At 45.6% G+C, this 23,768-nt stretch carries 23 protein-coding genes; 11 read left to right on the top strand and 12 right to left on the bottom strand.

The window, feature by feature from the left end; translation table 11 throughout:
* The first annotated feature begins 140 nt into the window (after positions 1 to 140).
* Entirely contained in the window at positions 141 to 776 is a 636-nt protein-coding gene (locus tag QUB33_RS17085; RefSeq protein ID WP_333351782.1) for a hypothetical protein, read from the top strand.
* Positions 777 to 1,161: 385 nt separating this feature from the next.
* Here the strand turns inward: QUB33_RS17085 and QUB33_RS17080 are convergent, their stop codons facing one another.
* Positions 1,162 to 2,043: a lysophospholipid acyltransferase family protein gene (locus QUB33_RS17080; RefSeq protein ID WP_333351780.1), complete on the bottom strand. Its 882-nt coding sequence runs from the start codon at positions 2,041 to 2,043 to the stop codon at positions 1,162 to 1,164.
* Between the two features lie 1,259 nt (positions 2,044 to 3,302).
* On the opposite strand from QUB33_RS17080, the gene QUB33_RS17075 reads away from it, so the two are divergent.
* Positions 3,303 to 4,265, top strand: coding sequence for an SH3 domain-containing protein (locus QUB33_RS17075; RefSeq protein ID WP_333351778.1), 963 nt, complete (start codon positions 3,303 to 3,305; stop codon positions 4,263 to 4,265).
* Between the two features lie 259 nt (positions 4,266 to 4,524).
* Here the strand turns inward: QUB33_RS17075 and QUB33_RS17070 are convergent, their stop codons facing one another.
* The 6 genes from QUB33_RS17070 to groES all read right to left on the bottom strand — a co-directional run bounded on the left by QUB33_RS17070 (position 4,525) and on the right by groES (position 8,871).
* On the bottom strand, positions 4,525 to 4,878 hold the full coding sequence (locus QUB33_RS17070) for a hypothetical protein (protein ID WP_333351776.1): 354 nt from the start codon (positions 4,876 to 4,878) through the stop codon (positions 4,525 to 4,527).
* Between the two features lie 74 nt (positions 4,879 to 4,952).
* Positions 4,953 to 5,615 (bottom strand): glutathione S-transferase family protein, encoded by a 663-nt coding sequence (locus tag QUB33_RS17065; protein ID WP_333351774.1) that lies wholly within the window; start codon positions 5,613 to 5,615, stop codon positions 4,953 to 4,955.
* 55 nt (positions 5,616 to 5,670) lie between these two features.
* Positions 5,671 to 6,174: a hypothetical protein gene (locus tag QUB33_RS17060; protein ID WP_333351772.1), complete on the bottom strand. Its 504-nt coding sequence runs from the start codon at positions 6,172 to 6,174 to the stop codon at positions 5,671 to 5,673.
* Positions 6,128 to 6,622, bottom strand: a complete 495-nt coding sequence (locus tag QUB33_RS17055; protein WP_333351770.1) for a hypothetical protein — start codon at positions 6,620 to 6,622, stop codon at positions 6,128 to 6,130. Before QUB33_RS17055 ends, QUB33_RS17060 begins: the two co-directional genes overlap by 47 nt.
* Before the next feature lie 155 nt (positions 6,623 to 6,777).
* Entirely contained in the window at positions 6,778 to 8,421 is a 1,644-nt protein-coding gene (gene groL / locus QUB33_RS17050; protein WP_015174510.1) for a chaperonin GroEL, read from the bottom strand.
* 138 nt (positions 8,422 to 8,559) lie between these two features.
* Complete coding sequence (gene groES, locus QUB33_RS17045) at positions 8,560 to 8,871, bottom strand: co-chaperone GroES (RefSeq protein ID WP_006633072.1); 312 nt, start codon at positions 8,869 to 8,871, stop codon at positions 8,560 to 8,562.
* A gap of 258 nt (positions 8,872 to 9,129) precedes the next feature.
* On the opposite strand from groES, the gene QUB33_RS17040 reads away from it, so the two are divergent.
* The 7 genes from QUB33_RS17040 (at position 9,130) to QUB33_RS17010 (ending at position 15,305) form a co-directional block, all read left to right on the top strand.
* The gene (locus tag QUB33_RS17040) at positions 9,130 to 9,555 is read left to right on the top strand and encodes a ferredoxin (RefSeq protein ID WP_333061726.1); all 426 of its coding nucleotides are present in this window, start codon (positions 9,130 to 9,132) and stop codon (positions 9,553 to 9,555) included.
* A gap of 649 nt (positions 9,556 to 10,204) precedes the next feature.
* The gene (locus QUB33_RS17035) at positions 10,205 to 10,855 is read left to right on the top strand and encodes a response regulator transcription factor (RefSeq protein ID WP_333351767.1); all 651 of its coding nucleotides are present in this window, start codon (positions 10,205 to 10,207) and stop codon (positions 10,853 to 10,855) included.
* 337 nt (positions 10,856 to 11,192) lie between these two features.
* Positions 11,193 to 11,714: a LabA-like NYN domain-containing protein gene (locus QUB33_RS17030; protein WP_006633075.1), complete on the top strand. Its 522-nt coding sequence runs from the start codon at positions 11,193 to 11,195 to the stop codon at positions 11,712 to 11,714.
* A gap of 193 nt (positions 11,715 to 11,907) precedes the next feature.
* A complete protein-coding gene (locus tag QUB33_RS17025) occupies positions 11,908 to 13,548 on the top strand; it encodes a 2-isopropylmalate synthase (protein WP_333351765.1) in 1,641 nt (546 codons plus the stop codon).
* Positions 13,549 to 13,691: 143 nt separating this feature from the next.
* Complete coding sequence (locus QUB33_RS17020; RefSeq protein WP_333140383.1) at positions 13,692 to 14,492, top strand: class I SAM-dependent methyltransferase; 801 nt, start codon at positions 13,692 to 13,694, stop codon at positions 14,490 to 14,492.
* Positions 14,493 to 14,538: 46 nt separating this feature from the next.
* Complete coding sequence (locus tag QUB33_RS17015; protein ID WP_333351763.1) at positions 14,539 to 14,844, top strand: antitoxin family protein; 306 nt, start codon at positions 14,539 to 14,541, stop codon at positions 14,842 to 14,844.
* Entirely contained in the window at positions 14,838 to 15,305 is a 468-nt protein-coding gene (locus QUB33_RS17010; RefSeq protein WP_333351761.1) for a type II toxin-antitoxin system VapC family toxin, read from the top strand. Before QUB33_RS17015 ends, QUB33_RS17010 begins: the two co-directional genes overlap by 7 nt.
* An 89-nt stretch (positions 15,306 to 15,394) precedes the next feature.
* On the opposite strand, the gene hisC is transcribed toward QUB33_RS17010, so the two are convergent.
* The 4 genes from hisC to QUB33_RS16990 all read right to left on the bottom strand — a co-directional run bounded on the left by hisC (position 15,395) and on the right by QUB33_RS16990 (position 19,515).
* On the bottom strand, positions 15,395 to 16,441 hold the full coding sequence (gene hisC / locus QUB33_RS17005; RefSeq protein ID WP_333351759.1) for a histidinol-phosphate transaminase: 1,047 nt from the start codon (positions 16,439 to 16,441) through the stop codon (positions 15,395 to 15,397).
* Between the two features lie 42 nt (positions 16,442 to 16,483).
* Complete coding sequence (locus QUB33_RS17000) at positions 16,484 to 17,197, bottom strand: glycerophosphodiester phosphodiesterase family protein (protein WP_333351757.1); 714 nt, start codon at positions 17,195 to 17,197, stop codon at positions 16,484 to 16,486.
* Complete coding sequence (locus QUB33_RS16995) at positions 17,194 to 18,048, bottom strand: alpha/beta hydrolase (protein WP_333351754.1); 855 nt, start codon at positions 18,046 to 18,048, stop codon at positions 17,194 to 17,196. The genes QUB33_RS17000 and QUB33_RS16995 overlap by 4 nt, the downstream gene beginning before the upstream one ends.
* A gap of 186 nt (positions 18,049 to 18,234) precedes the next feature.
* Positions 18,235 to 19,515 carry an esterase-like activity of phytase family protein gene (locus tag QUB33_RS16990; protein ID WP_333351752.1) on the bottom strand — a complete coding sequence of 427 codons (1,281 nt, stop codon included), beginning with the start codon at positions 19,513 to 19,515 and terminating at the stop codon, positions 18,235 to 18,237.
* Between the two features lie 21 nt (positions 19,516 to 19,536).
* Between QUB33_RS16990 and QUB33_RS16985 the strand changes: the two genes are divergently transcribed.
* Complete coding sequence (locus QUB33_RS16985) at positions 19,537 to 20,871, top strand: tetratricopeptide repeat protein (protein WP_333351750.1); 1,335 nt, start codon at positions 19,537 to 19,539, stop codon at positions 20,869 to 20,871.
* A gap of 70 nt (positions 20,872 to 20,941) precedes the next feature.
* Here QUB33_RS16985 and QUB33_RS16980 read toward each other — a convergent pair whose 3' ends face one another.
* Complete coding sequence (locus tag QUB33_RS16980) at positions 20,942 to 21,463, bottom strand: GNAT family N-acetyltransferase (RefSeq protein ID WP_333351748.1); 522 nt, start codon at positions 21,461 to 21,463, stop codon at positions 20,942 to 20,944.
* 172 nt (positions 21,464 to 21,635) lie between these two features.
* On the opposite strand from QUB33_RS16980, the gene QUB33_RS16975 reads away from it, so the two are divergent.
* Positions 21,636 to 23,687, top strand: coding sequence for an ABC transporter ATP-binding protein (locus QUB33_RS16975; RefSeq protein ID WP_333351746.1), 2,052 nt, complete (start codon positions 21,636 to 21,638; stop codon positions 23,685 to 23,687).
* The last annotated feature ends 81 nt before the right edge of the window (positions 23,688 to 23,768 follow it).

Raw genomic sequence — 23,768 nt, 5'->3', positions numbered from 1 at the left:
AAGACTCAGGTGTGCATATTTAAATAACCACATTAAACTCAGTATTTCTGCTTAGTTAAAAAGCGGGATGCTCCCCAACCGCACCGCCATTTCGCACCCGTGGCGGTGCAATTTTTCCGATCGAAGGCAATCGCTGGCAGGTGCTTCTCATCGGGGGCGATCGCGATTATCCGCCCGCAGACGAAGCAGGTTTTCTAGAATTTGCCCGCACTTTGCCAACCCCGACAATTTATGATGCAATTAAAGACGCAGAAGCGATAACACCTGTTTATAGTTATCGAGGTACAGAAAACCGTTTGCGCCACTACGAGCGGCTCCCTCGTTACCCTGAAAACTTAATAATTATCGGTCATGCAGTTTGCGCTTTTAACCCGATATACGGACAGGGAATGACGGTTGCTGCGCTGGATGCTCAGATGCTAGATGAATGTTTGCAAAAGCAAAGAAAGCAGTATCCAGAGGGCGATTTAACAGGCTTTGCACGACAATTTCAACAAAAACTAGCAAAAATACACACTATTCCCTGGATATTTGCCATCAGTCAGGATTCTCGCTATCCGGGAAGTGAAGGTGCAAAACTAAACCTCGCTACGAGGCTGACAATTGATTACATGGATCTGGTGTTAAAACTGCTCGTCAGAGATGCTAAAGTTTGTCAAGCTTTTTTGGAAGTTCTGCACATGATTGAGTCGCCGACGGTACTTTTTTCTCCCAGTATTGCGCTTAAGGCGATCGGGCAATTAGTCACCGGAAGTCAGAAGGCGGAATTAAAATAAAGAGTTTATACAGAATCAGGTTATTTTTGCCAATTCTATTTTTTCAGTACCGATGAAGGGAGATAAACGCAAATGAAACTCTTTTCAGCTACGTTTATTTAAGCTGATATTATGTCTGCTCAAACCTGCATGATAAAAAGCGTGATCTTTTTGACTGCGGTTTTCTGGTATTTCACGTAATAAGATGGGTAAAATACAATTTCGTACCCCTCTTGTCGCTTTGTGAAATAAATTTAATAATTTATTTCACAAATTATTTGTAGTTAGGACTTAGCTACCAAACTCAAGAAACCGGATTTTTTACCCATACCTCTCGCGCTTTACGCTATATTGTGGTAAAAAAATCGGTTTCTGCATCCTAGACTAATATAGACTTGTGCAATTCTCAATTCCCAGCCAAACAATCTAATTGTTCTTGCATTTGGGCGGTAACTCGATCGAAACAAGCATCAACATAATCGCGATCGCGCGCCGCCTCCGAACCGTACCTCTCAAATACAATCGGTTCGCACACGCGAGTCCGAATTTGCACGGGTAAAGGCAAGTTTGGCAAAGGCCCAATACTCAATCCCCAAGGCAATCCCAAATACACCGGAAAAACCACCGGATCGATGCCCAACAACCACGGCATCCCCCATTCATGCAATTGCTTAACTTGTTCGTACAAATCTGCCAAAACTATCAAAGTATCGTGTGCACCGTGCGATACAATCGGTACAATTGGCACTTCTTCTCTCAATGCTAATTTGATAAATCCCTTGCGTCCCGCAAAGTAGATTCGATCGCGCAAATGGTGGGGGCGAAAAACATCTTGGGCGCCGCCCGGATAGACGAGAACTGCGGCATTTTTCCGCAAAGCTGCGATCGCCATTTTCGGATGTGCCTTGAGGGCTCCACACTGAACCGCCATGCTAGCAATATCAGGAGAAACTTGCCAAATCGTCGGGTGCATCAATCCGTAGGCCAAGCGTTCCGTGCCGTACCTGCGAAACCATTCGTAGAGGAACATAAACATATCTGGAGCGGCTATTCCCCCGTTGTGAGAACCGACAACGAGCATTTTTCCGTTCGCGGGTACGTGGTGCCAGCCGTCGCTTTGTACGCGAAAATAGTAGCGGTACAGCCATTCCCAGATTGGCAACAAAAGCTCAATGAAGTCGGGATTGCGATCGTCTAAAGATAGACCGTCAAAGGGATACTTAGAGGATTTGCCGTCTTTTTTGTTAGTAGTTTTTGTCACTGCAAAAATATTTAACGTTTTGGTCATTGTATAGCAGAAGGAAGAAAGCTTGAGCTATCTAAGAGAGAAAGAAGAAGAGAGAATCTCAGTTGTGCTTTTACTTTTCTTGTGCGTGCGAGCGGGAAGCTCGCACGCACAAAAAAGGATTTTTACTCTCATTAATATGCTCCCCTTCAGAAGGAACCTACCTCATTAGTTTCAGCAAGAAAAAACGTTCTAACTGTCGAGTGCGGTTGCTATATCAATATAATTAAATCAGAAATTGCACCAATATTTGGTTTCTAATTTGAGCGGGCTGGTTTTGTTCGGAGGTTTTGTGCGGGTTGTCTATTTTGTTGGCTCAACCTGCCTTTTGTATCTTTAAACAGACAGGTGATCGAACCGCAGCAGGCAAAGTAAAGCGTCAGCGAGTAAATATAAAGAAACCATCCAAGTTCCTTACTTAAGAGCCAGAACCAAGGCCACCCGAAGTCGAGGAACTACAAGCCGGCGTTGCTGCGACTAGAATCCTTAATGGAAATGTCTCCACAGGAACAAAACTGTTTGGAAACAGCTACAGCAACTGTAGTTGGCCGATCGCGCGGCGGCTTTAGCCACAAAAACACAACCCTGCCTAAAGCCCATTGGTTTCCGTTTTGGAAGATTTTATCAAATTGAGGCCACCCATCGGGTCAATGCTAGCGATTTGCGCTGTTTGCCGCAATTTTAAGTAAGGTGCGATCGACATTTGAGTTATGCCAGCGAGATCGAAGAACTGTATGCGGCTTGCGGCACCCGACTAGGACGATGGGGTCGATCGCACCAATCGCCTGTCACTCAGAATCTTGGAGGATCTCAAGCACCATCTCGCTCTCGAAGCTGCCAAGAATTCACCGGAAATGCAGAAAAATATTACTCAACTGCAACAACTGGCAGCTAAATGGTTTAACGAACACCTGACAAGATCTTGACGGACAACAAATGACTTGCATTCCTAGTAAACTCTCACCCATTTAAATAGTTAACAGTTAACTTTTGACAGTTGACTTTCCCACTCCCTTACTCTCCCGCTTTCCCCCTCTCGTCTTCTCCCCCTCCCCCGCTCTGCCATAACGAGCAATTTATAGGCGCAGCAGCTTAATTTTTGTTGGCTTAACTCTCAGCAAAAAATAAATTATATAGATAAAACTTGACTTACAGGCATAAAAAATGTTATGTAGAGCTTTTTCCTGGAAGACAAATCGATTTTTTTGCTATATTGACCTGCAATAAAGATAATAGTTTTGATCAGATGAGGAGTTGAACGGATGAAAAACTTGAGTTACTGGAACAAACCCGCTGCATTGCTGGGCGCGATCGCGATCGCAGCCGGAAGTTTGCAAGCAAATGCGGCAAATGTTGCCACCCCATCAACATCCACTGCCCGTCAGGATGCTGAAAATAGTTCATTTGAAAATAGCGCCACCTTTCAAATAGCCCAAGCTGGCAACACTTGCCGCAAAGTCACTCCCAAAGAAGGTTTGACCGTTCGCCAGAACCCAGACCCCAAATCCCCTAGAGTTGGCGGTGTACCAATTAACACTCAGGTAACGCTCTCCCAGGGCGCTACTTCAGTTAAAGCCTCCGACGGCCGCCTCTGGATTCCAATTACCGCTCCCGTAAAAGGGTATGTAGCTAGCGGATACCCCAACAACGAGGCTAATTTAGGTTCGTGCACGACAGCAAGCACAATTAGTCAAACTTCCCCTAGTCCGGCACCAGCACCGGCACCTGCTGCGACACCTGCACCGGCCCCTGCTGCGACACCTGCACCGACACCGAGTCCAAGTCCTGCACCTGCTGCGACACCTGCACCGGCACGGACTCCAAGTCCTGCACCGGCACCAGCACCAGCACCGGCACCAGCACCAGCACCAGCGCCTGCACCAGCGCCTGCACCAGCACCAGCACCAGCGCCCGCACCAGCACCAGCACCAGCGCCAGCACCAGCGCCAGCACCAGCGCCTGCACCAGCGCCTGCACCTGCAACGGGTCCCGTAAGTCTGTGCCGCCAAGTAGAACCTCGCGTAGCGCCGAGGGGTCTAGCTATCCGCACCGAGCCTTCCAAGACTTCTGTGGTTAAAGGCGGTGTGGCAGCTAACGGTCAAGTAACGCTTGTGCCGAATTTCCAGTTAGTGAAAGATAAGAATGGAGAAGACCGCAATTGGGTTGAGATTTCAGCCCCTGTGGCCGGATTCATCTCGGCTGGAAATTTGATCATGTGTAAGTAAACTTGTGAGTTCGATCGCTCTTTTTGACTAAAAGAGCGATCGACACCAAAAATAGTTTTAAGATTGTCGCGCAGCCAGGGAACAACGCCGAGCCCAGACTGCTTCTGGGGCTTACGAATGAATAACTTATTTCTATCGGGAAGCAGGGGTAGCGAATCTTTCTGTGCGTCTGTTTTTCGTGACTAGCGTCAAGTCCTAGCTTGGTTCCTCGCAACCCACGCGGGATGAATGAATTTAAGCAAAAAGCCGATCGACCTTTCTACTGACAGCGGCCGCTTGCCCAATCTTGGTCTCCGCGATTTGGTTGACACTTCGATTGTCGGCCAATCCAGACAATTTCCCACTTATTTTGCCTGAGTCTGAGTTCGATGCGGTGCGGCATTCCGGCAACAGAATCGTCAGCTAAACCGACGACGGTTTGGACAATTACCGCTGTTTCTCGCGTGGGATATTCAACCGAAATTTGGTCGCTTTTTCTGCCTTCAGATTCTTCATCGAGAATAAAGAGTTTTGCTGCGATATCTTTGGGATTGGAGACGGTAATTTTGCGATCGGCAAGGAAGTGTTTAGCGTTAATTGCTTCGTAGTTCGATCGGGCGGCGGGCTGCCCCATTGCTGCAATGGGAATTTGGATGCTGGCGAAAATAGCTAGGAAAAAGAGCGATCGCTTGAGAGTTGATTAGTTCATTAGGCTTCAGATTGTGCCAGAAACTTTTGTCTTCGAGATGCGAAAGCCGCCAAATCTGCCTCGGTGAATTGAGTTTGCTGCCATGAGGGGCGGACAAGCAGTCGATCGCACCAAGCTTGAATTTTTGGATAACCGTCTATGGATACACCAACCTGCGACGACAGCAAAGGCACGACGGTACCGGCAGTGCACTCGGCAAACGTCACATTGTTGCTACCGAAAAAAGGGCGATCGTCCAACAAACCTTCAAAAAATGCCAGCACAGTATTGACTTTTTCCTTCGCCTTTTTTATTGCTTGAGGTTCAGGATTCCCCCAGCCCATTTTTTCGCTGATGAGGGGGGAAAGGGCCGGCCCAAGTTCGTTAATCGTGACCAATTCTACCATTTTCACAACTGCCAAATCTTGCGGTTCTTTCGGGAGCATTGCCGGTTCGGGATACTTCGTTTCTAGATAGTCAAGAATTGCCAGAGACTCGAAGACGGTGAAGCCATCATCGACCAAAACAGGGATGCGGTGAAAAGGATTGATTGCCACAAATTCAGACTGCAAGTGATCGCCGTCTAAGTGGATTTCTATTAATTCAAAATCGAGGTTTTTTTCTAAAAGGGCAACCCACACGCGGCGGGAGTTGGTGGAAATGGGAGTGTGATAAAGTTTCATAATTGGTGTGCCTGGTTATTCAAAGGTAATAAAAGCCACATTTTGATTGTGCACCTTAACTCTCATTTGATTTATTCTCTCCAACTTTGTCCTCTCCAGTTTCACCGTCTCCACTGTCGGCTAAGTTGTTACTTTTATCTGAAACTTCATAATTATCCATAATTTCGAGCAATAAACGCTTTAGATTCTGATCCGGTGGGCGTTTTTCAAATTCTGCGTGCGTGTAAATCCATATAAATCCCACTTTTTTTTCAATACAATTGATGAGATATATAAGTCGCCCTTGTCCTGCTTCTCCACTAGAAATTTGAGGCATTTTAAATTCTAATTTCCACAATTCCCATCCATCACGGCTAGTGCCTTTAGGCCACTGCTCCAAATGTCCTAAAGGTGGACGAGGACGAGGTTCAATACTCAAAATTTTGATAAATTTTTCAATAAGGGCGACAAATTCCGCTTTTCCTTGTGGATTTTTGCGATATCGATCGCGGAGCAGTTTTTGCTGCGTTTTTTCAAAGTTCGTTAAAAGCTTGATCTGAAATTTGCCTGAGTCGTTCACACGCTTCCTCCGCACTCATATCTTTACTATTTTCCCAATCTGTAAAAGCCTCTTCTATTGCTTCAGATAGTGCTTTTTGATAAGCCAGATCTTCGCGTTCAACTCCACTCAAAATCGCATTAACAAGTCTGTCAAAAGCATTCTTATAAGCTACATAACTATCAAATTCACCTTTAAGTGCAATCCAAGGTAAAATAATAGCCAAAGAAAAACGACGTAAAAGTTCTATAAAAAATCCCTTAATCCCTTGATGAGGTTCAATTAAGGCATAGGCAAAAATTTTGAGTAATTCTCTCGTTTCAGGGGGAATCTGCTCCCAACGAGCGTCAATTATTACAGCTAAATTGTTTGCTTTTTGAGTCAATTCCCAAAACTGTGAAGCGCTAGACCTGCGCGGCTGAAATATCTGCCGAATTTCACTGGGAGTAATTGTGATAGTGGCTGACATTTACCTGACCTCTTGCGATGCGATCGCTTTACGGATACTCAATAATTCTTAGTATATCAGTCAGGCCCTAAAAAAAATTTAGCTGTCATTACCAGTACACAGGTCATTATGAAAAAGGCGGGCCCTAGAGCCCGCCCCATCAAACGATCGATTAATTAGTAATCGAAGTCGCCGCCACCCATGCCGCCGCCAGCGCCAGCAGCAGCAGCGCCATCCTTCGGTTCAGGCTTGTCAACGACGATGCACTCGGTTGTCAGCACCATACCAGCAATAGATGCTGCATTTTGCAGAGCAGAACGAGTCACCTTCGCAGGGTCAACAATACCAGCTTCAAACATATCGACAAACTCATTTGTCGCTGCGTTGAAACCAACGTTGAACGGCTTTTCTTTGACGCGCTCAGCAATCACAGCGCCATTCAAACCAGCGTTTTCAGCAATCCGCTTCAGAGGAGCAGCCAGAGCCCGTGCCACAATCAATGCACCGGTCAATTCTTCGCCCTTCAGGCTGCTGTTAGCCCACTCTTCCAATTGAGGAGTTAGGTGAGCCAAAGTTGTACCGCCACCGGGGACAATTCCTTCTTCTACTGCAGCTTTGGTAGCGTTAATCGCATCTTCCAAACGCAGTTTGCGATCCTTCATTTCTGTTTCGGTAGCCGCGCCGACTTTGATCACTGCGACGCCGCCAGCCAATTTGGCCAAACGTTCTTGCAGCTTTTCTTTGTCGTAGGAAGACTCGGTTTCGTCCATTTGACGGCGAATTTGTTCGCAGCGGGACTTGACCGCAGCTTCGTTACCTTCGGCAACAATTGTGGTGCTGTCTTTGGTGATGGTGATGCGGCGGGCTTTGCCGATCATGTCGAGCTTGGTATTTTCCAGTTTCAAACCGGCATCTTCGGTGATTAGTTGACCGCCGGTCAATACGGCGATATCTTCTAACATGGCTTTGCGTCGATCGCCAAAACCAGGTGCTTTAACAGCAGTCACGTTCAACACACCGCGCAGTTTGTTGACAACGAGGGTAGCTAGAGCTTCTTTCTCAATGTCTTCTGCAATGATCAACAGCGGGCGGCCGGAACGAGCTACTTGTTCGAGCACGGGTACTAAATCTTGTACCAAAGCGATTTTCTTGTCTGTCAGCAAGATGAAGGGTTCTTCTAGAATCGCTTCCATCCGCTCAGTGTCGGTGACGAAGTAGGGAGAAATGTAGCCTTTATCGAAGCGCATCCCTTCGGTGATTTCCAATTCGGTGGTCATAGACTTCCCTTCTTCCAGGGAAATCACGCCTTCCTTGCCCACCTTGTCCATTGCGTTAGCAATCATTTGGCCGACTTCATCGTCGTTACCAGCAGAGATGGAGCCGACTTGAGCGATGGCTTTGGAATCTTCTACTTGTTTGGCGTGTTCGGCAATTTTTTCTACCAAAAACGTGGTTGCTTTGTCAACACCGCGCTTGAGGGCGATCGCATTTGCGCCGGCTGCTACGTTCCGCAGACCTTCTTTGACCATTGCGTGAGCCAAAACGGTAGCTGTTGTGGTACCGTCGCCTGCTGCGTCGTTGGTTTTGGAAGCTGCTTGACGGATCAGGGCAACGCCTGTATTTTCTACGTGGTCTTCTAGTTCGATTTCTTTGGCGATGGTAACACCGTCATTAACGATCTGAGGAGCTCCGAATTTCTTTTCTAGAACCACGTTACGGCCTTTGGGGCCGAGGGTTACGGCCACTGCTTCGGCCAAAATGTCCATACCGCGTTCGAGGGCGCGACGTGCATTTTCGTTGTAGATGATACGCTTAGCCATAGTTTTTGGGGATGAGAGGGTTTAAGATTTTGGATTGGGGATGATGGATTTTAGTCATTTGTCCCGTGTCATTAGTTGTTTGGCGGCGTTCGCTTTAAACTAATGACTGATGACTAAGGACTGATGACTAATGATTAATTAGTTAACGATCGCCAGAATGTCTTTTTCTGCAAGCAAGACGTATTCGTCTGTGCCGAGTTTGATGTCGGTGCCGGCGTATTTCGAGTAGAGAACTTTGTCGCCGACTTTGACTTCCATTTCAGTGCGGCTGCCGTCGTCATTGCGCTTGCCAGGGCCCACGGCCGCGACTTCGCCTACTTGGGGCTTTTCTTTCGCTGTGTCGGGCAGAAGGATGCCGCCGGCGGTTTTTTCTTCGCTAGCGCTTACTTTTACGAACACGCGCTCGCCTAACGGTTTAACGGTAGAAACACTCAGTGATACTGCTGCCATAAATAAATCTCCAGATTACAGATTGTCGTGAGTCAGTCGTCAGGGGTCACGATGAAAGCAACAGCGGACTACTTACAACTGACATATTAGCACTCTCGACTCCTGAGTGCTAATTTAGCTTTAGTCAGGGTCGATCGCAACTTAGTTGTCAGTACGGGTTCCCGAACCGAGCATGAGTTGGAGGCAAGGAGAGGTGGGAGTGGGGGCTATGGTGATGACTTTAGACCGCTAACCAATTACTTTTGATTGATGAAGACAATGACAGAAAATAACGAGGAATCTTGCAGCCAAGGCTTGAGCGCTTGCGTCCAAAGCCTGGGAATCGCTCAAATCGAGCGGCATATTTTTATTTGTGCCGACCAAACCGTGCCCAAGTGCTGCGATCGGCAAACCAGTCTGGAGGCGTGGAATTACTTAAAAAAACGCTTGCAAGAATTGGGGTTGGACAAGCCAAGTGCCACTCGACCAACCTGCGTCTTTCGCACGAAAGCCAATTGCCTGCGAGTATGCGCGTCTGGCCCGATTATGGTAGTCTATCCAGACGGAGTGTGGTATCGCGACGTTACTCCACCCGTCATTGAGAGAATTATTCAGGAACATCTCCTAAACTCAAAGGTAGTTCAAGAATACGCTTTCTTGACTCATCCTTTGCCTGCGCCTCGTGAGGCGGAGCCAAACATTTAAGTGTAGCGCTGTTTAAAGTACAGGGTTATAGGTAAAGTGTTAAATTTAAGGTTAAGGGTGAGAATTTGAGACAGTTTGGCGTCCGGGCGATCGCACCTGCTACAGTTCAATAAAACTGTAGTTAGGTTCTTGTCTTCCTTGTGCGGCTTCCCGTGTTCCTTGTGTTTCTCAAAAGGTACAGTAAAAAAAATCGATCCGAGGAACTGTGAAATTTTGTGCAAAAATTTCTCAGTGGCAGACACTAAGCAGGTTGCCAAACTACACTAGAAACAGTTAAATACGTAAGTAGGGAGTCTGCTTAAATTTCTCTATATCAGAAGTACCATTTAAAACCGGGGCATTAACCTGAAATTGAACCGATCGAGATTAAATATTTAACTTGGGCTCTGTTAGGGAGTTTCCAATCAATCAAGGCTGATCTTGATAGGGCGATCGTGAATTACAGGTTTGGGCTGCATTCCAGGTTGTAAGACACTCACGAACAGCCCTCAATTATAGGTTGGAAAGCGGTAATACCCGCCCCGCTTTCCCTCACCGCCATCCCTTCAGCCGACCGTCGTCCTCCACCCCCAGCCGGGTGGCGGGGGACTGACGGAAAAAACAGAAGTGAAAACAAGGAAGCGTGCGGGATACTTTAGCGGGAATAAACATGACAAAGGACAATAATTCAGGAGAGCAAAAACGGCTGATGCTGGTTGACGACGACCCCAACTTGATCTTGCTCGTCAAGGACTACTTGGAGTTTCGGGGTTACAACGTCATTACAGCAGAAAACGGCAGAGACGCTCTGGAAAAACTAGAACTAGAAGTTCCCGACTTGATTATCTGCGATGTGATGATGCCGGAAATGGACGGCTACACTTTAGTCAAACACATCAGAGAAGACCCTCGCACTAACTGGATTCCGGTTCTTTTCTTGTCCGCAAAAGGTCAAAGTTCAGACCGAGTAAAAGGCTTGAGCACTGGGGCTGACGTTTATATAGTCAAGCCTTTTGAACCAGAAGAACTGGTAGCCCAAGTGGAATCTTCTCTGAAAGCAGCATCCCGCTTGATTCGCCACTCAAATCCCGGTATGGAGAGTGGCCCAAAAATTAAGGCGCGCCGCAATGTCGAATTGACTCCCACTGAGTTAAAGGTGGTACAGTTGCTAGCCCAGGGTATGGCAAACCGCCAGATCGCAGACGTGATGAATGTCAGCCAGCGGACTATCGAAAGCCACGTCAGCAATATGCTGGGCAAAACAGGTCTGCACAACCGGACAGAGTTAGCTCGCTGGGCTCTTGAAAGCAAAAAGGCTTGAGCGGAGGTACTCTGCGCTATGAAATCAGGGGAGCAAAATCTACTGCTATGCGCTTCGGTATGCCTGCTTGGCGGTAGGGCGGTGGGCGCGGTAGTTTGAAGGCGCCATTAACCTTGACACGGCAGCCGGTATTGAGTTACTAGGCGTATATTTTTTGAGGGTACCTCGCTCAAATGCAAGCAGGCTTAAAAGAACCCTCTGGCGGTAGAGCCGAAAATATGAAATACTGGGGAGATGGAGTTTTCTGAAGTTTAATCTATTGCCTCAGTTAGCTCCATGTTGCTAAAATGTGATATTTAGATTAACTTCTTTCTACAATTATTAGGTCTAAGTTTCTATGACAAACTTAATGAACCGCCTTTCTATTTTTGTGGACGGGAACAATATGTTCTACGCTCAACAAAAGAACGGCTGGTTTTTTGATCCTCGCAGGGTGCTCGAATATTTCAAAACTTCGCAGCCGAATGTCATCTTGATCAATGCTTTCTGGTATACGGGCCTGAAAGACCCCCAAGATCAAAGGGGATTTCGAGATGCTTTGATCAGTCTAGGTTACACGGTTCGCACTAAAATTCTTAAGGAATATTACGACGATGCTTCGGGCAGATATTCTCAAAAGGCTAATTTAGACATAGAAATTGTGGTTGATATGTTTAATACCGTGGATCAATACGACCAAGTTGTGCTGTTTAGCGGGGATGGGGATTTTGAGCGGGCGATCGAGCTGCTCCGCTCGAAAAATACTCATATTACTGTGGTATCAACCGAAGGAATGATTGCTAGAGAGTTAAGAAATGCTACAGATAGGTATATAGACCTAAATGAAATTAGGGAACATATCGAGAAGATGGATTATTAGTCAGTAGTCATTAGTTATTAGTCATTAGTCATTAGTTATTAGTCATTAGTCATTAGTCAGCAGTCATTAGTCAGTAGTTATGGGTTAGGGGTTATTAATTATTCGTTATTGGCGCGAGACAGGGGACTGGTGACTGGAGGCTAAAATCCAGAAAAACGGACAAGTAAAAATCAGGAAAACACTTTTTAGAGCTATGAAAACTCAACCAAGTCAAGACCGGATTATTATTTTCGATACGACTTTGCGGGACGGAGAACAATCTCCGGGTGCATCTCTGAATGTTGATGAAAAGCTGACGATCGCTCGCCAGTTAGCGAGATTGGGCGTGGATGTGATTGAAGCGGGTTTCCCTTTCACCAGCACGGGAGATTTCGAGGCAGTCCAAAAAATAGCCCGATCGGTTGGCACGGAAGATGGTCCGACAATTTGCGGTTTAGCACGGGCGAGAAAGCCGGATATTAAAAGAGCAGCAGAGGCTCTGAAACCAGCAGTAAATTCGCGAATTCATACGTTTCTGGCTACGTCTGATATTCACTTGGAGCATAAGTTGAAAAAGACGCGGGCTGAGATTCTGGAAATTGTGCCGGAAATGGTGGCTTACGCTAAGTCTTTTGTGGATGATGTGGAGTTTTCGCCGGAAGATGCTTGTCGCTCGGAACCGGAGTTTTTGTATCAGGTTCTAGAACGGGCGATCGCAGCCGGTGCGACTACTGTTAATATTCCCGATACTGTAGGCTACACGACTCCGAGCGAGTTTGGGGCTTTGATTCGGGGAATTAAGGAAAATGTGCCCAATATCGATCGCGCAATTATTTCGGTTCACGGTCACAATGACTTAGGATTGGCTGTTGCTAACTTTTTGGAAGCTGTGAAAAATGGCGCCAGACAGTTAGAATGCACGATTAACGGGATTGGGGAACGGGCGGGAAATGCAGCTCTGGAAGAGTTGGTAATGGCGCTGTACGTGCGGCGCCAATATTATAATCCTTTCTTGGGCAGGCCTGCGGATTCTGAGGAACCGCTGACAAATATTGACTCGCGCCAAATTTACAAAACCTCGCGCTTGGTTTCCAATTTGACGGGGATGTTGGTGCAGCCAAATAAGGCGATTGTGGGAGCAAATGCTTTCGCTCACGAGTCGGGAATTCACCAAGACGGGGTGCTGAAAAATAAGCGGACATACGAGATTATGGACGCTGAGTCGATCGGCTTGACGGAAAATCAAATCGTCTTGGGTAAATTATCCGGCCGCCACGCTTTTCACACTCGCTTGAAAGAGTTGGGTTTTGAAATGGCAGACGATGAGCTAAATAAGGCTTTTGTCAAGTTTAAAGATTTGGCAGACAAGAAAAAAGAGATTACTGATTGGGATTTAGAGGCGATCGCCAATAACGAAGTGCACCAAGCACCGGAACTTTTCCGCTTAGAATTGGTGCAAGTTTCCTGCGGCGACAAATCTCGCCCGACAGCAACTGTCACTGTGCGGAATCCGGCGGGGGAAGAATTGACCGATGCTGCGATCGGCACTGGGCCTGTGGATGCGATTTACAGGGCAATTAACCGGGTGGTAAACGTACCCAACGAGTTAATCGAGTTTTCTGTACAATCGGTGACAGCAGGAATTGATGCGATCGGCGAAGTAACAATTCGCTTGCGCCACGAAGGCAAAGTATTTTCCGGTCACTCAGCAAATACCGACATTATCGTAGCCTCCGCAGAAGCATACATCAGCGCTTTAAATCGCCTGTATCAGGCATTGCAGCATAGTGCTGAAAAATCCTCCGAACAGCCCACTCAGATCAGAAATGAAGTTGTTGCAGAAGCACAGCGCTGATAAATTTCTTGTCAGCCATTTTTCTTGAAACAAACCGCAGACGAACCCAGATCGAAGCAGATAAATCTCAATTAATCTGCCTTGCTCCGGGTTTATCTGCGGTTTAAAATTACTTTTTTTTCCTCATAACCAACTATTGAAAAATGCAAGACGAAACTTTAAAAAAAGAGCGGCAATTCCACGATGCTTGGGCATCCACAATCGATATTGACGGCATTCGAGTCAATGATTATTTTGAAGCTTGTACCGCCCCAGAAAATAGATTTATCGTCCAGCAAATGGGCGATATTACAGGCAAACGCCTGTTAGATTTAGGCTGCGGCGCGGGAGAAAATAGCGTTTATTTTGCTAAAAAAGGTGCGGATTGTGTGGCGGCCGACTATTCTCAGGGCATGGTAGAAGTTGCTCTGAAATTGGCAGAGAAAAACGGCGTCAAAATAGAGGGTTGCACGGTGAATGCAATGGCGCTGGATTTCCCGGATAATAGTTTTGATATTGTTTACGCTTCTAATTTGCTGCACCATTTGCCGGAACCTGAAAAGGCAATTCGCGAAATGCACCGCGTGCTGAAGCCTGGGGGAAAAGCTTGTTTTTGGGACCCGATGAAGCACAATCCGGTGATTAATGTTTACCGCAGGATGGCTACTGAGGTGCGGACTGAGGATGAAACTCCTTTGGATATTAATATTGTGAATTTTGTCAAGTCTTTGTTTTCCGAGACGGCTTACGATACGTTTTGGCTGACATCGCTTTGGATTTTTTTGCGCTTTTATTTAATAGAAAAAGTGCATCCTAATGAGGAGCGTTATTGGAAAAAAATTATCATTGAACAAGAGAGATTGAAACCGGAATACTCTCGATTAGAAGGGTTGGATGGGTTTTTGAAGAAGTTGCCTTTGATGAAGCGTTTGGCTTGGAATTTGGCTGTGGTGGCAACGAAGTAATTAAAAAAAGTACAATAAGTCAAAGCATTTAATTAAGAGGGTAATTATGCCAGAAACTATTACTGCTATCTACGAAAACGGGGTTTTGCGTCCCCTGAGCCCTTTGTCATTGAATGATGGGGAAACTGTGCAGATCAAAATTGTAACGGAAGTGTCGCCGGAAGAGCTCAAGGGCGATCGCGAAAAGGCGATTACGTTGATGGATGTACGAAAATTGATGGGTTTGCCAACAAAACAGTTTAAGCTAGATGCAGCCGCAGAACAAAAGCGGCGCGAACTGTTTGAAAAACTCAAGGGAAGAGTGGGGAAACCTCTTTCTGAAATCGTTATTGAGGATCGCGGCCCATGGTAAATGCCTATTTCTTAGACACCAGCGCTTTGGTTAAACGGTATGTGCCTGAATTGGGAAGTAATTGGATTCAATCAATTACTGTTCCTGCAGCAGGTAACTTTCTCGCGATTTCTCAGATTACTTGGGTGGAGGTATGCAGCGCTTTTTCACGCCGTCAACGAGAGGGTAGTCTATCTGTCGATGAGGTTGACCAACTTATGGGAGATTTCCGCACGGATTTTGACAACCAGTATGAAGTTCTTGAAGTAGATCGCACTTTGATAGAAACAGCGGGCGCACTGGTGATGCAAAACCCGCTGCGGGCTTATGATTCTGTGCAATTAGCGTCAGCTTTGCGTGTTCAATCTACTCTCCTTTCCGTGCCAGATACTCAACTGGTTTTTGTTTCGGCGGACAACAGATTGCTGGATATTGCTCAGTCGGCAGGGTTGGCGACTGATAATCCTAATAATTATCCGTAATCAACCTGTTTGTAGTGAGGAATGCAAGTCTTCATACAAATCAGAGGGCTAAAGTCCTCACTAGAAAATAATTTTAGTGCGATCGTTATTTAGATAATTTCTTTCAAAATTTTAACTAAGATTTGATTCTGTTCTTCCGTACCTACACTAATCCGCAATTTGTCTTCCAATCGCGGCTGATTGAAGTATCGAATCAATATTCCCTGTACTTTCAGTGTTTGATAAATTCTTTCTGCATCGCCGTTTGGTGGCCTAACTAACAAAAAGTTGGTTTGCGAGGGCCAAACGTCAAAGCCTAATTCCTTGAAGCTAACAGCTAGTTTTGCTCGCGAAGCCTTAATCTTTTCAGAGTTGGCTATTTTGTGGTCTTGATCTGCGATCGCAGCCGCCCCCACTGCATAGGCTAAAGCATCCACATTATAGCTGTCTTTGATTTTATTTAATTCTGCCAGCAGTGCCGGATTTGCTATGCCAAAACCCAGCCTCAATCCTGCGAGGGAATAACCTTTTGAAAGCGTTCTCAAAACTATAACATTACTGTATTTTTTTGTCAATTCCAAAGCATTTTCTTCGGCGAAATCTACATAAGCTTCGTCGATCACAAGAATGCCCAATAACTCTTTAGCCAGTTTCTCCAAATCTGCAAGAGATATGGCTGTTCCCGATGGACTGTTTGGCGAAGCTACAAATGTCACTGCACCCTGGGCTGCTATTAGCAAATCGACTGGTAACTTGTAGTCGTCTGGATAAGGAACCTCAACAAATTCTGCATCTTGAATTGCTGCCAAAGTGCGGTACAATACATAGGTTGGCGCGGGACAAACAATCTGTTTTCCAGATTCCCCCACAGCGCGAACTATCAAATTTAATAAATCGTCGCTGCCGTTACCTACAACAATCCAATCGTCAGCCACTCCAAAAACTTTACTAGCAGCAATGCGGAAAACTTTGCCAGTTGGATCGGGATAGCGCCGCAGCATTTCTCCGTCTATTTTCTGAAGCACTTTTAAGGCTTTGGGAGAAGGCGGATAGGGATTTTCATTAGAATTTAGTTTAATAATTTTTGTGCCTAGCGGTGGCTGTTCCCCTGGCACATAGCCAGACATTTCGTGGATGCTTTTGCGAAAGTAATTCATCTATTATCTGCGTTTATCTGCCTTCATCTGCGGTTAAAAAAATCATATCAAACAATTAGTGACTATCCGCGTTATACCCAAATCAAGTAACTTTTGCATATCTGGTCGATCGTCCACCGTCCACGCCACAATGTCAACTCCCTGACTCCGGCTTTCTTGAATTAGCGCGGGGTTTTCCAGCAACACGCGATACAGACTGCTAATCAAATTATCCTGATGGGCTACAGCTTGAGCTAATTGAGTTTTGTATGCTTCTAGATTAGCAACAATGTGTCCGATCGCCAAATCGCCAGATAGCCGCCGCACTTGTTCCAGAAATCCATCGTTAAAGGAAGTAATAACGCATTTTTGTTGGATTTCTTCGCCCTTCAAAGTATTGACAAAATCCGCGACATCTGCATCAGACCACTCGCAGTGAGGTTTGACATCAAAGTAAAGAAATTTGTCAACATTTTTGAGGATAGCTAATGATTCTTTTAAGGTAGGAATTTTTTCTTGTGAAAATTCATCGCTAAACCATTTTCCCGCATTAAGTGTCTGCAATTGAGACAGAGTGTTTTCCCTAACTTTGCCAGAAACTCCAGTGATTCTATCTAATGTGGCGTCGTGAAAAATTACTGGTACGTTGTCGGCGGATAGCTGGATGTCAAATTCGATCGAATGAGCTCCACGGGCGATCGCCAGTTCAAAAGCTGCTAAAGTATTCTCCGGGGCGATCGCCGAAAATCCCCGATGTGCGATAATTTCTACATTCACTGTCTTGCACCCTCTAAAAAATCTGCCACAGTTTGATTAAAAGTTTCCGGTTGAGTCAAAAAAGACCAGTGATTCCCCGGTACTTTTGCAACGGTAAGATTTTTCAAGTATCTCTTGTATGGCTGCATTTGCCAAGCCATGCGATTTACGCCTTTTTCCGGCTGTACAAACAAAGTCGGTATCTCAATATTTTCAGTTAAACCGGCAACTTTCATCACTTCTGCAAATATCTGATTTCTGGCTGCAATCGCAAATTTACTGCCCCAACTTCCGTCGGATTTTTGTTCGATTTGGTGTTGGAATACCATTTGCTGCACGTCACTCCAATCTGCGTATTCTCCCGATTGTTTTGCTGCTGCTTCTGCTTGCGATAAAGTCGCAAACGGGCCCACACATTTGAGACAGTCTAATTTTCGGTAAACAATTGGCAGGGTGAGTTTCATCGCGGCGGGCATTTTGGTGATGAAGATGGGGTCTACTAAAATCATACTGCAAAAGCGCTCGGGATTTTGCCTCGCCCAAATCGCTGCTAGTTTTCCCGTCCAAGAATGTCCTAAAATGTGGGCGTTTGGCCAGTTGAGATGTGCCATCAAAGCTTCTAAATCTGCGATCGCACTTTCAAAAGTATAGTCTGTTTTCGGTTTGCTACTCTCTCCGTGACCGCGCATATCTGGCGCTACAATATGATAGCGGTTGGAGAAATAATTGCCCAAGCTATTCCAGACACACGCACTATCTGCTAAACCGTGTAACAGCAGCAAACGCGGAACTTTTTCTTTCCCTGTTTCTGCCGGCCATTCTAGGTAGGAGAGTTCGATGTCTGGTAAGTGCAAAGTCTTACGAGTTGGCATAATTAGGGTATTTTATAGTTGAATAAATGTGATTTAATTTTTTTTAGGAACAGGCAAGATGCCTGTTCCACAAAGAGTGAAGTTTATTGGACTGTTTTCCTAAACAGGCTTTTCGGCTTATTTCACAAATAATAAGTCTTTTTCTTGTGGGGAGTAGGGATTGGGCTTCTAGCCCGCCCTTCTGACCTAATTTTTGGTTTTCAAACTCAACAAAATAAACTGAGTTTTCTGCGCTTCATCAAAATTGTCGTCACTGACCAAAACTACACTTTTGCTGCCATCTGGCAACTGCGGTCCGAGGGTCATTCCCTCTAAATTGTACAGCGGAATTCCGAGTTCGCTTAAGTCTAGCAGCAACTTTTTTTTAACAGGTTCGACGGCAACTCGTCCTTTAAAACTCTGAATTCTCGAAGTATCTGTAGCCGCCCCAACCGCTAATTGATAAATCCTAGCGCTGTATCCCGACAGCCCAAAAGAACGTTCTAAACTCAGAATCTGACCGCCACCGACTGTTACTAATTCTGTTAAACCGTTCAAAATAGTCAGGGGAACTTGGTCTAAATTGTAAAGATTTTCCGAGACTAATTGCGGCGTTTTATCGACTATGACATAATGTAAAAGACGGAGTTTCTTTTCCTTTTCTGGGTCTAAATCTTGCATTAACGGCGCTTCCGTAGCTGCGAACAAACGAAACGGATCGAGACCGCCCGGACTAAAGGTTTCTGGGTCAATGCTTAAAGATTCAAAACCTAAATTTTCCAGCACTCCTTGCTGCTGTTTTTCATCGCTGGTATCGGGAATATAGCGCTTTGGTATCGGCAATTTTCCCCGCATTTGCCCTGTTTTGAGGTCGAATTCTCCGAGAAAAGGAGGGATGCCAGCATGAGTGACGCCTTCGTTGGCGACAAATACTGAGTTGCGGGGAGAAAGGGCGATGCCTTCGGGATTGATGGAACCCCAAGAGAAGGTTTCACCGTCTGCTTTTTTGAGGGAGGTAACGCCGTCAACGGTAACTTTTTTCAGACGAATATTGCCGGGGTCACTTGATGTGAGGTCGAGTCGGAGACTATAAAATCTCGCTTCTCCATTTTCGCTGGGGTCGTCGGAAAGAGCGTAAAAGCGATAAGCTTTGGAAGTGACTGCGCTAATACCTTTGGGGTCGTAGGTAATTCCTGACAAACCGCCGACTGGTACTCCTTCAAAATTCATTTTTGGCAATTCGTACTCGCCCAAAAATTCTAGGGACATTTCTGGAAAAGAGCGGTCTTTTGCAACTGCGGGAGGGGGGGCGCAAGCTGTGCAAACAGTTAAGAGAATTAGGGCTAGACTAAATAAGCGTAAAATACGTTGGCGAAGCCCTCGAAGAGGATCGCCCAGCGTCTTTAAATGCCCATAATTGCTCAGTACGGTAATTTTTATTTTGTTGCTCTTGTTGAACAGTTTGCTTTTGTGCCATCTTTGTGACATAATTTATACCGTTTTGTAGATATGCAAAACTTGATGTTTCGAGAAGGAATGCCGAATCGCGGCAACCAAATTTTGAGAATGAGAAGTTCTGTACCAATTGGGTGCTTGCTTTTCCTGTGGCTGTGTGCTGGTTCTATTGCTAGCGCCCAAACTAATCCACCAGCCCTCGATCAATTTTCTCCTAATCCTCTAGAAATTACCACACCCGATCCCCTAACTCCCGCTAATGAATCTTTGAGCAGCACTCAGCGGGACGAACTGACAGCGGCTTTGGAAGAGTTAAACTTAGAAGCAGTGGCTAAACTGCAAGCTGGAGACGGCGCGGGTGCTTTTGAAATTTGGTTCCGAGAATTGCGGCTGCGGAGGTATCTGGGCCCGGCGGCGGAAATTTCTGCTTTGAGTCGGGTGGGAAGTGTTGCTTGGAGTAACGGTAAAAACCTCGAACTACAGCTTATTACCAAACGGTTGCAAGCAATTAAAAAAGAAGTCAAATCCCAAGTACCACTTAATACTGAGTTGCTCCCCACCTTCGCTGCGGCTTTTCAGCAGGTGCGCGCTAAAGGCCCAACTGTAGAAGTTTACCAAGAAATTCTCGAAAATGCGCGCCAAAACCAAGATATATTGGCTGAAGGTCAGATTTTGAAGGCGATCGGGCTAATTCACATCAATTGGTTGAGTTACGATAAAGCTGCTCCCGTGTATGAGGAATTGGCTACTTTAATTCAGGAAAACCGCGCTTTATTTGCTGCTAATTCTGCTGTGGAAAATTCTGCTGTTGTTGCGGGAAACGGTGCACCTCCGCAGCCTGTAACTCCTCCAACTGAGGTAGAGACTCTGAGACAATTGGCCTACGTTTACCAGCAGTCGAAACAACCCCTAAAGGCGATCGCAGCTAGGGAAAAACTAGCATCAGTGTATGTCAACCTGCAAAATCCCAGCGCTATACCACCGCTCAAAATTGCGATCGCCAGTGATTACCAAACCATAGGTCAAATCAATTTAGCCGCTCAATACTATCAGGAAGCCTACAATTTAGCCGTTCCCATTCAACAGTACGGCCAAGCTAGTGAAGCTTTGGATAAATTAGCTTTACTTTATCGAGCGCAAAAGCAGTGGGAGTCTACTTTGCGGATTTATCAAATGCAGTTGCTGTTAGAAGAGCGGGCTTACAATTTCTACGGTTTAATGAACGCTTATGACAATATCGGTCAAGTTTATCAAGAGATGAAGGCTTACGCTAAAGCTTTGGAATCCTATCAACAAGGGTTGGACGTGGCTAAAAGATTGGGGCACAGACAAGAGTATTTTGCTAAGAAAATTCAAAAAGTTAACAAGCAATTACAAAGGACTTCGTAGTTGTCAGCAGGCAATAATACCAATTTGCGATGCGAGTAATTTAAAAGCAGTAAGGTGCGCCTAGCGCACCCTACACAACTACTTTTGACTGGTAACTTTCTCGCGAGATAGAATAATATACTACATCTGTTTCGTAGTAATGAGCATTTTTTTCATATTTCATGCCAACTTTCTGTATCACCCGCTGAGAGGCGATATTTTCTGGTCGGGCGATCGCAACTATTCTATCCAACTTTAATATTTGAAATCCATAGTTTAGACTAGCAAAAGATGCTTCAGTCGCCAATCCTTGATTCCAATAAACTTTGTCGAGGGTATAGCCTAGCTCAACTTCCGGTGTGTTGTCCAGAAAACCCAGTCCGCAGCGACCAATCATTTTACGGTCTATTTTATGTACTACAGCCCACATTCCGAAGTTGTTTTCTTCCCAACGTTCGAGCATGGTATGAATGGCGATTTCTGTTGCTTCTCTAGTTCTAGCTCCTGCGAGGTATTTCATTATTTCCGGATCGCTGTAGATGCGGTAAAGAGCGTCTAAGTCTTCAGGCGTAAATTGTCTCAGATATAATCTGGCTGTCTCTATCTCTTGCATGATAATAATATAACTTCTACCAGTAGATTATAATACCATTTTTGTGTGGCTACAAACCTTTTGGTTGGGTTTCGTTCCTCAACCCAACCTACTGTTTACTGATATTCATGCAAAATATTGATTCTATTTGTTACAATTATTAATTAGATATATTGTACAGTTTTTGGCATCAATGACGATTTCCTCACCAGTAGCAGAAACCAAAAACCAACCCGGCCGCGAAACAGACTGGCGGTTATTCATGAGGTTGGCATCTTACGCAGGGCGCAGCAAACGCTTGTTGATTATTTCGATCGCACTATTAGTACCGCTAGCAGTCTCAGGAGCAATTCAACCCATTCTCATCGGACAGGCAATTTCGGTAATTCGATCGGAACCTACCTACGAATTCTTGCGGGGATTGTCTCTATCTGCTGCCTTGAATATTTTGGCTATTTTGCTCATGCTAACTATAACACTTAGATTAGCACTGCAATCAGTTCAAGGCTATTTAGTCACGAAAGTAGGGCAAATAATTACTACAGATATTAGAAATGATTTGTTCGCCCACGTCACATCGCTAGCAGTGAGATTTTTCGATCGCACTCCTGTCGGTAAATTGATGACTCGCCTCACCAGCGATGTAGAAGCTTTGGGAGAGGTTTTCTCTTCGGGGGCGATCGGCATTGTCAGCGATTTATTTTCAATTTTAGTAATTGCCATTTTCATGTTTACCATGCAGTGGCAACTAGCTTTAATGTTGGTGCTGATAATGATACCAATTACCGCAGTCATAGTTTATTTCCAGTACCAATATCGCATAGCAAATTACAATACCAGAGAAGAACTTTCCGATCTCAACGCCCAACTGCAAGAAAACTTGACCGGTATTGGCGTAGTGCAGCTATTCCGCCGCGAAAGATTCAACTCAGAATTGTTTCGCGTCACCAATAAACGCTACATTAAAGCAGTTGACAAAACTATATTTTACGACTCAGCCGTATCTGCTACATTGGAATGGATTGCTTTAGTGGCGATTGCAGCCGTTTTGTGGATGGGTGGTCAAAAGGTTTTAGCCGGTAATCTTAACTTCGGTACTCTCTCTGCATTCATTTTATTTGCTCAGCGTCTCTTCGATCCGCTGCGGCAATTTGCGGAGAAATTTACCGCGATTCAAGCAGGATTTACCGCCGTCGAACGGATTAGCGATATTCTTAACGAACCGATCGAAATTAAAGATCCAACTAGCGGGAAGAAGGAAGAAGGAAGAGGGAATAAGGAAGAAGGAAGAGGGAAGAGGGAAGAAGGAAGAAGGGCAGATTATTCACCCTTGTTGATAACTGGACATCCAGAGGCAACGGCTTACAACTTGGCTCCGTTCGATCGAGAATTGGCAGATAATCATCAAAATCCAGCAAGTTCGGAATATCGTTTATTGCCTAACAATCCCAAACTACCCCCCTCCAACCCCCCCAAGCTTCGGGGGGGAGAAAATGCCAAATCGCAGAATTCTGAATCGGGAGAAATCCAATTTGACAACGTGTGGTTTGCTTACAAAGAAGACGAATATGTGCTGCAAAACCTCAATTTCACCATCAAATCCGGCGAAAAAGTAGCATTAGTCGGCCCTACCGGTGCGGGCAAAAGTTCGATTATCCGTCTCCTGTGCCGCCTTTACGAGCCGACGCGAGGACGGATTCTGGTTAATCATGTCGATATTCGGGATTTGCCTCAAGCAGAGTTGCGGAGGCACATAGGCGTGATTATCCAAGATGGCTTTCTATTTGCTGGTGACGTGAAGAGCAATATCAGCCTGGGAGAAAGTTACTCGATTGAGGAAATTCAAGCAGCAGCAGAAAAGACAAATGTTGCGCGTTTAATCGAACAGTTGCCTCAAGGTTACGACACGCAATTGCGGGAACGGGGGACGAATCTTTCGGGGGGACAAAAGCAATTATTAGCGTTTGCTCGCGCCGCCATTCGCAATCCCAGTATTTTAGTTCTAGACGAGGCTACTGCTAGTTTGGATGTGGGTACGGAAGCTTTAATTCAAGAAGCTCTAGAGCGTTTGATGGTGGACAGAACGGCGATTATTATTGCTCACAGGCTCTCGACTATCCGAAATGTCGATCGTATTTTAGTGCTCAAACGCGGGCAGTTAGTAGAATCTGGCAGCCACGAAGAGTTGTTGCAGCAAGAAGGGTTGTATGCCAGTTTGTACAATTTGCAAATGCTGGGAAGTTAATATCTGAAGGAGGAAGGAAGAGGGAAGAAGGAAGAGGGAAAATTCTCGGAATCCTCAGATACCCGGCTTCTGAAAGAAGTC

The organism is Microcoleus sp. B3-A4 (assembly GCF_036705385.1).
Lineage (GTDB): Bacteria > Cyanobacteriota > Cyanobacteriia > Cyanobacteriales > Microcoleaceae > Microcoleus.
Note: the sequence above shows the minus strand (reverse complement) of the source record. Positions and strands in the feature narration are given on the sequence as shown.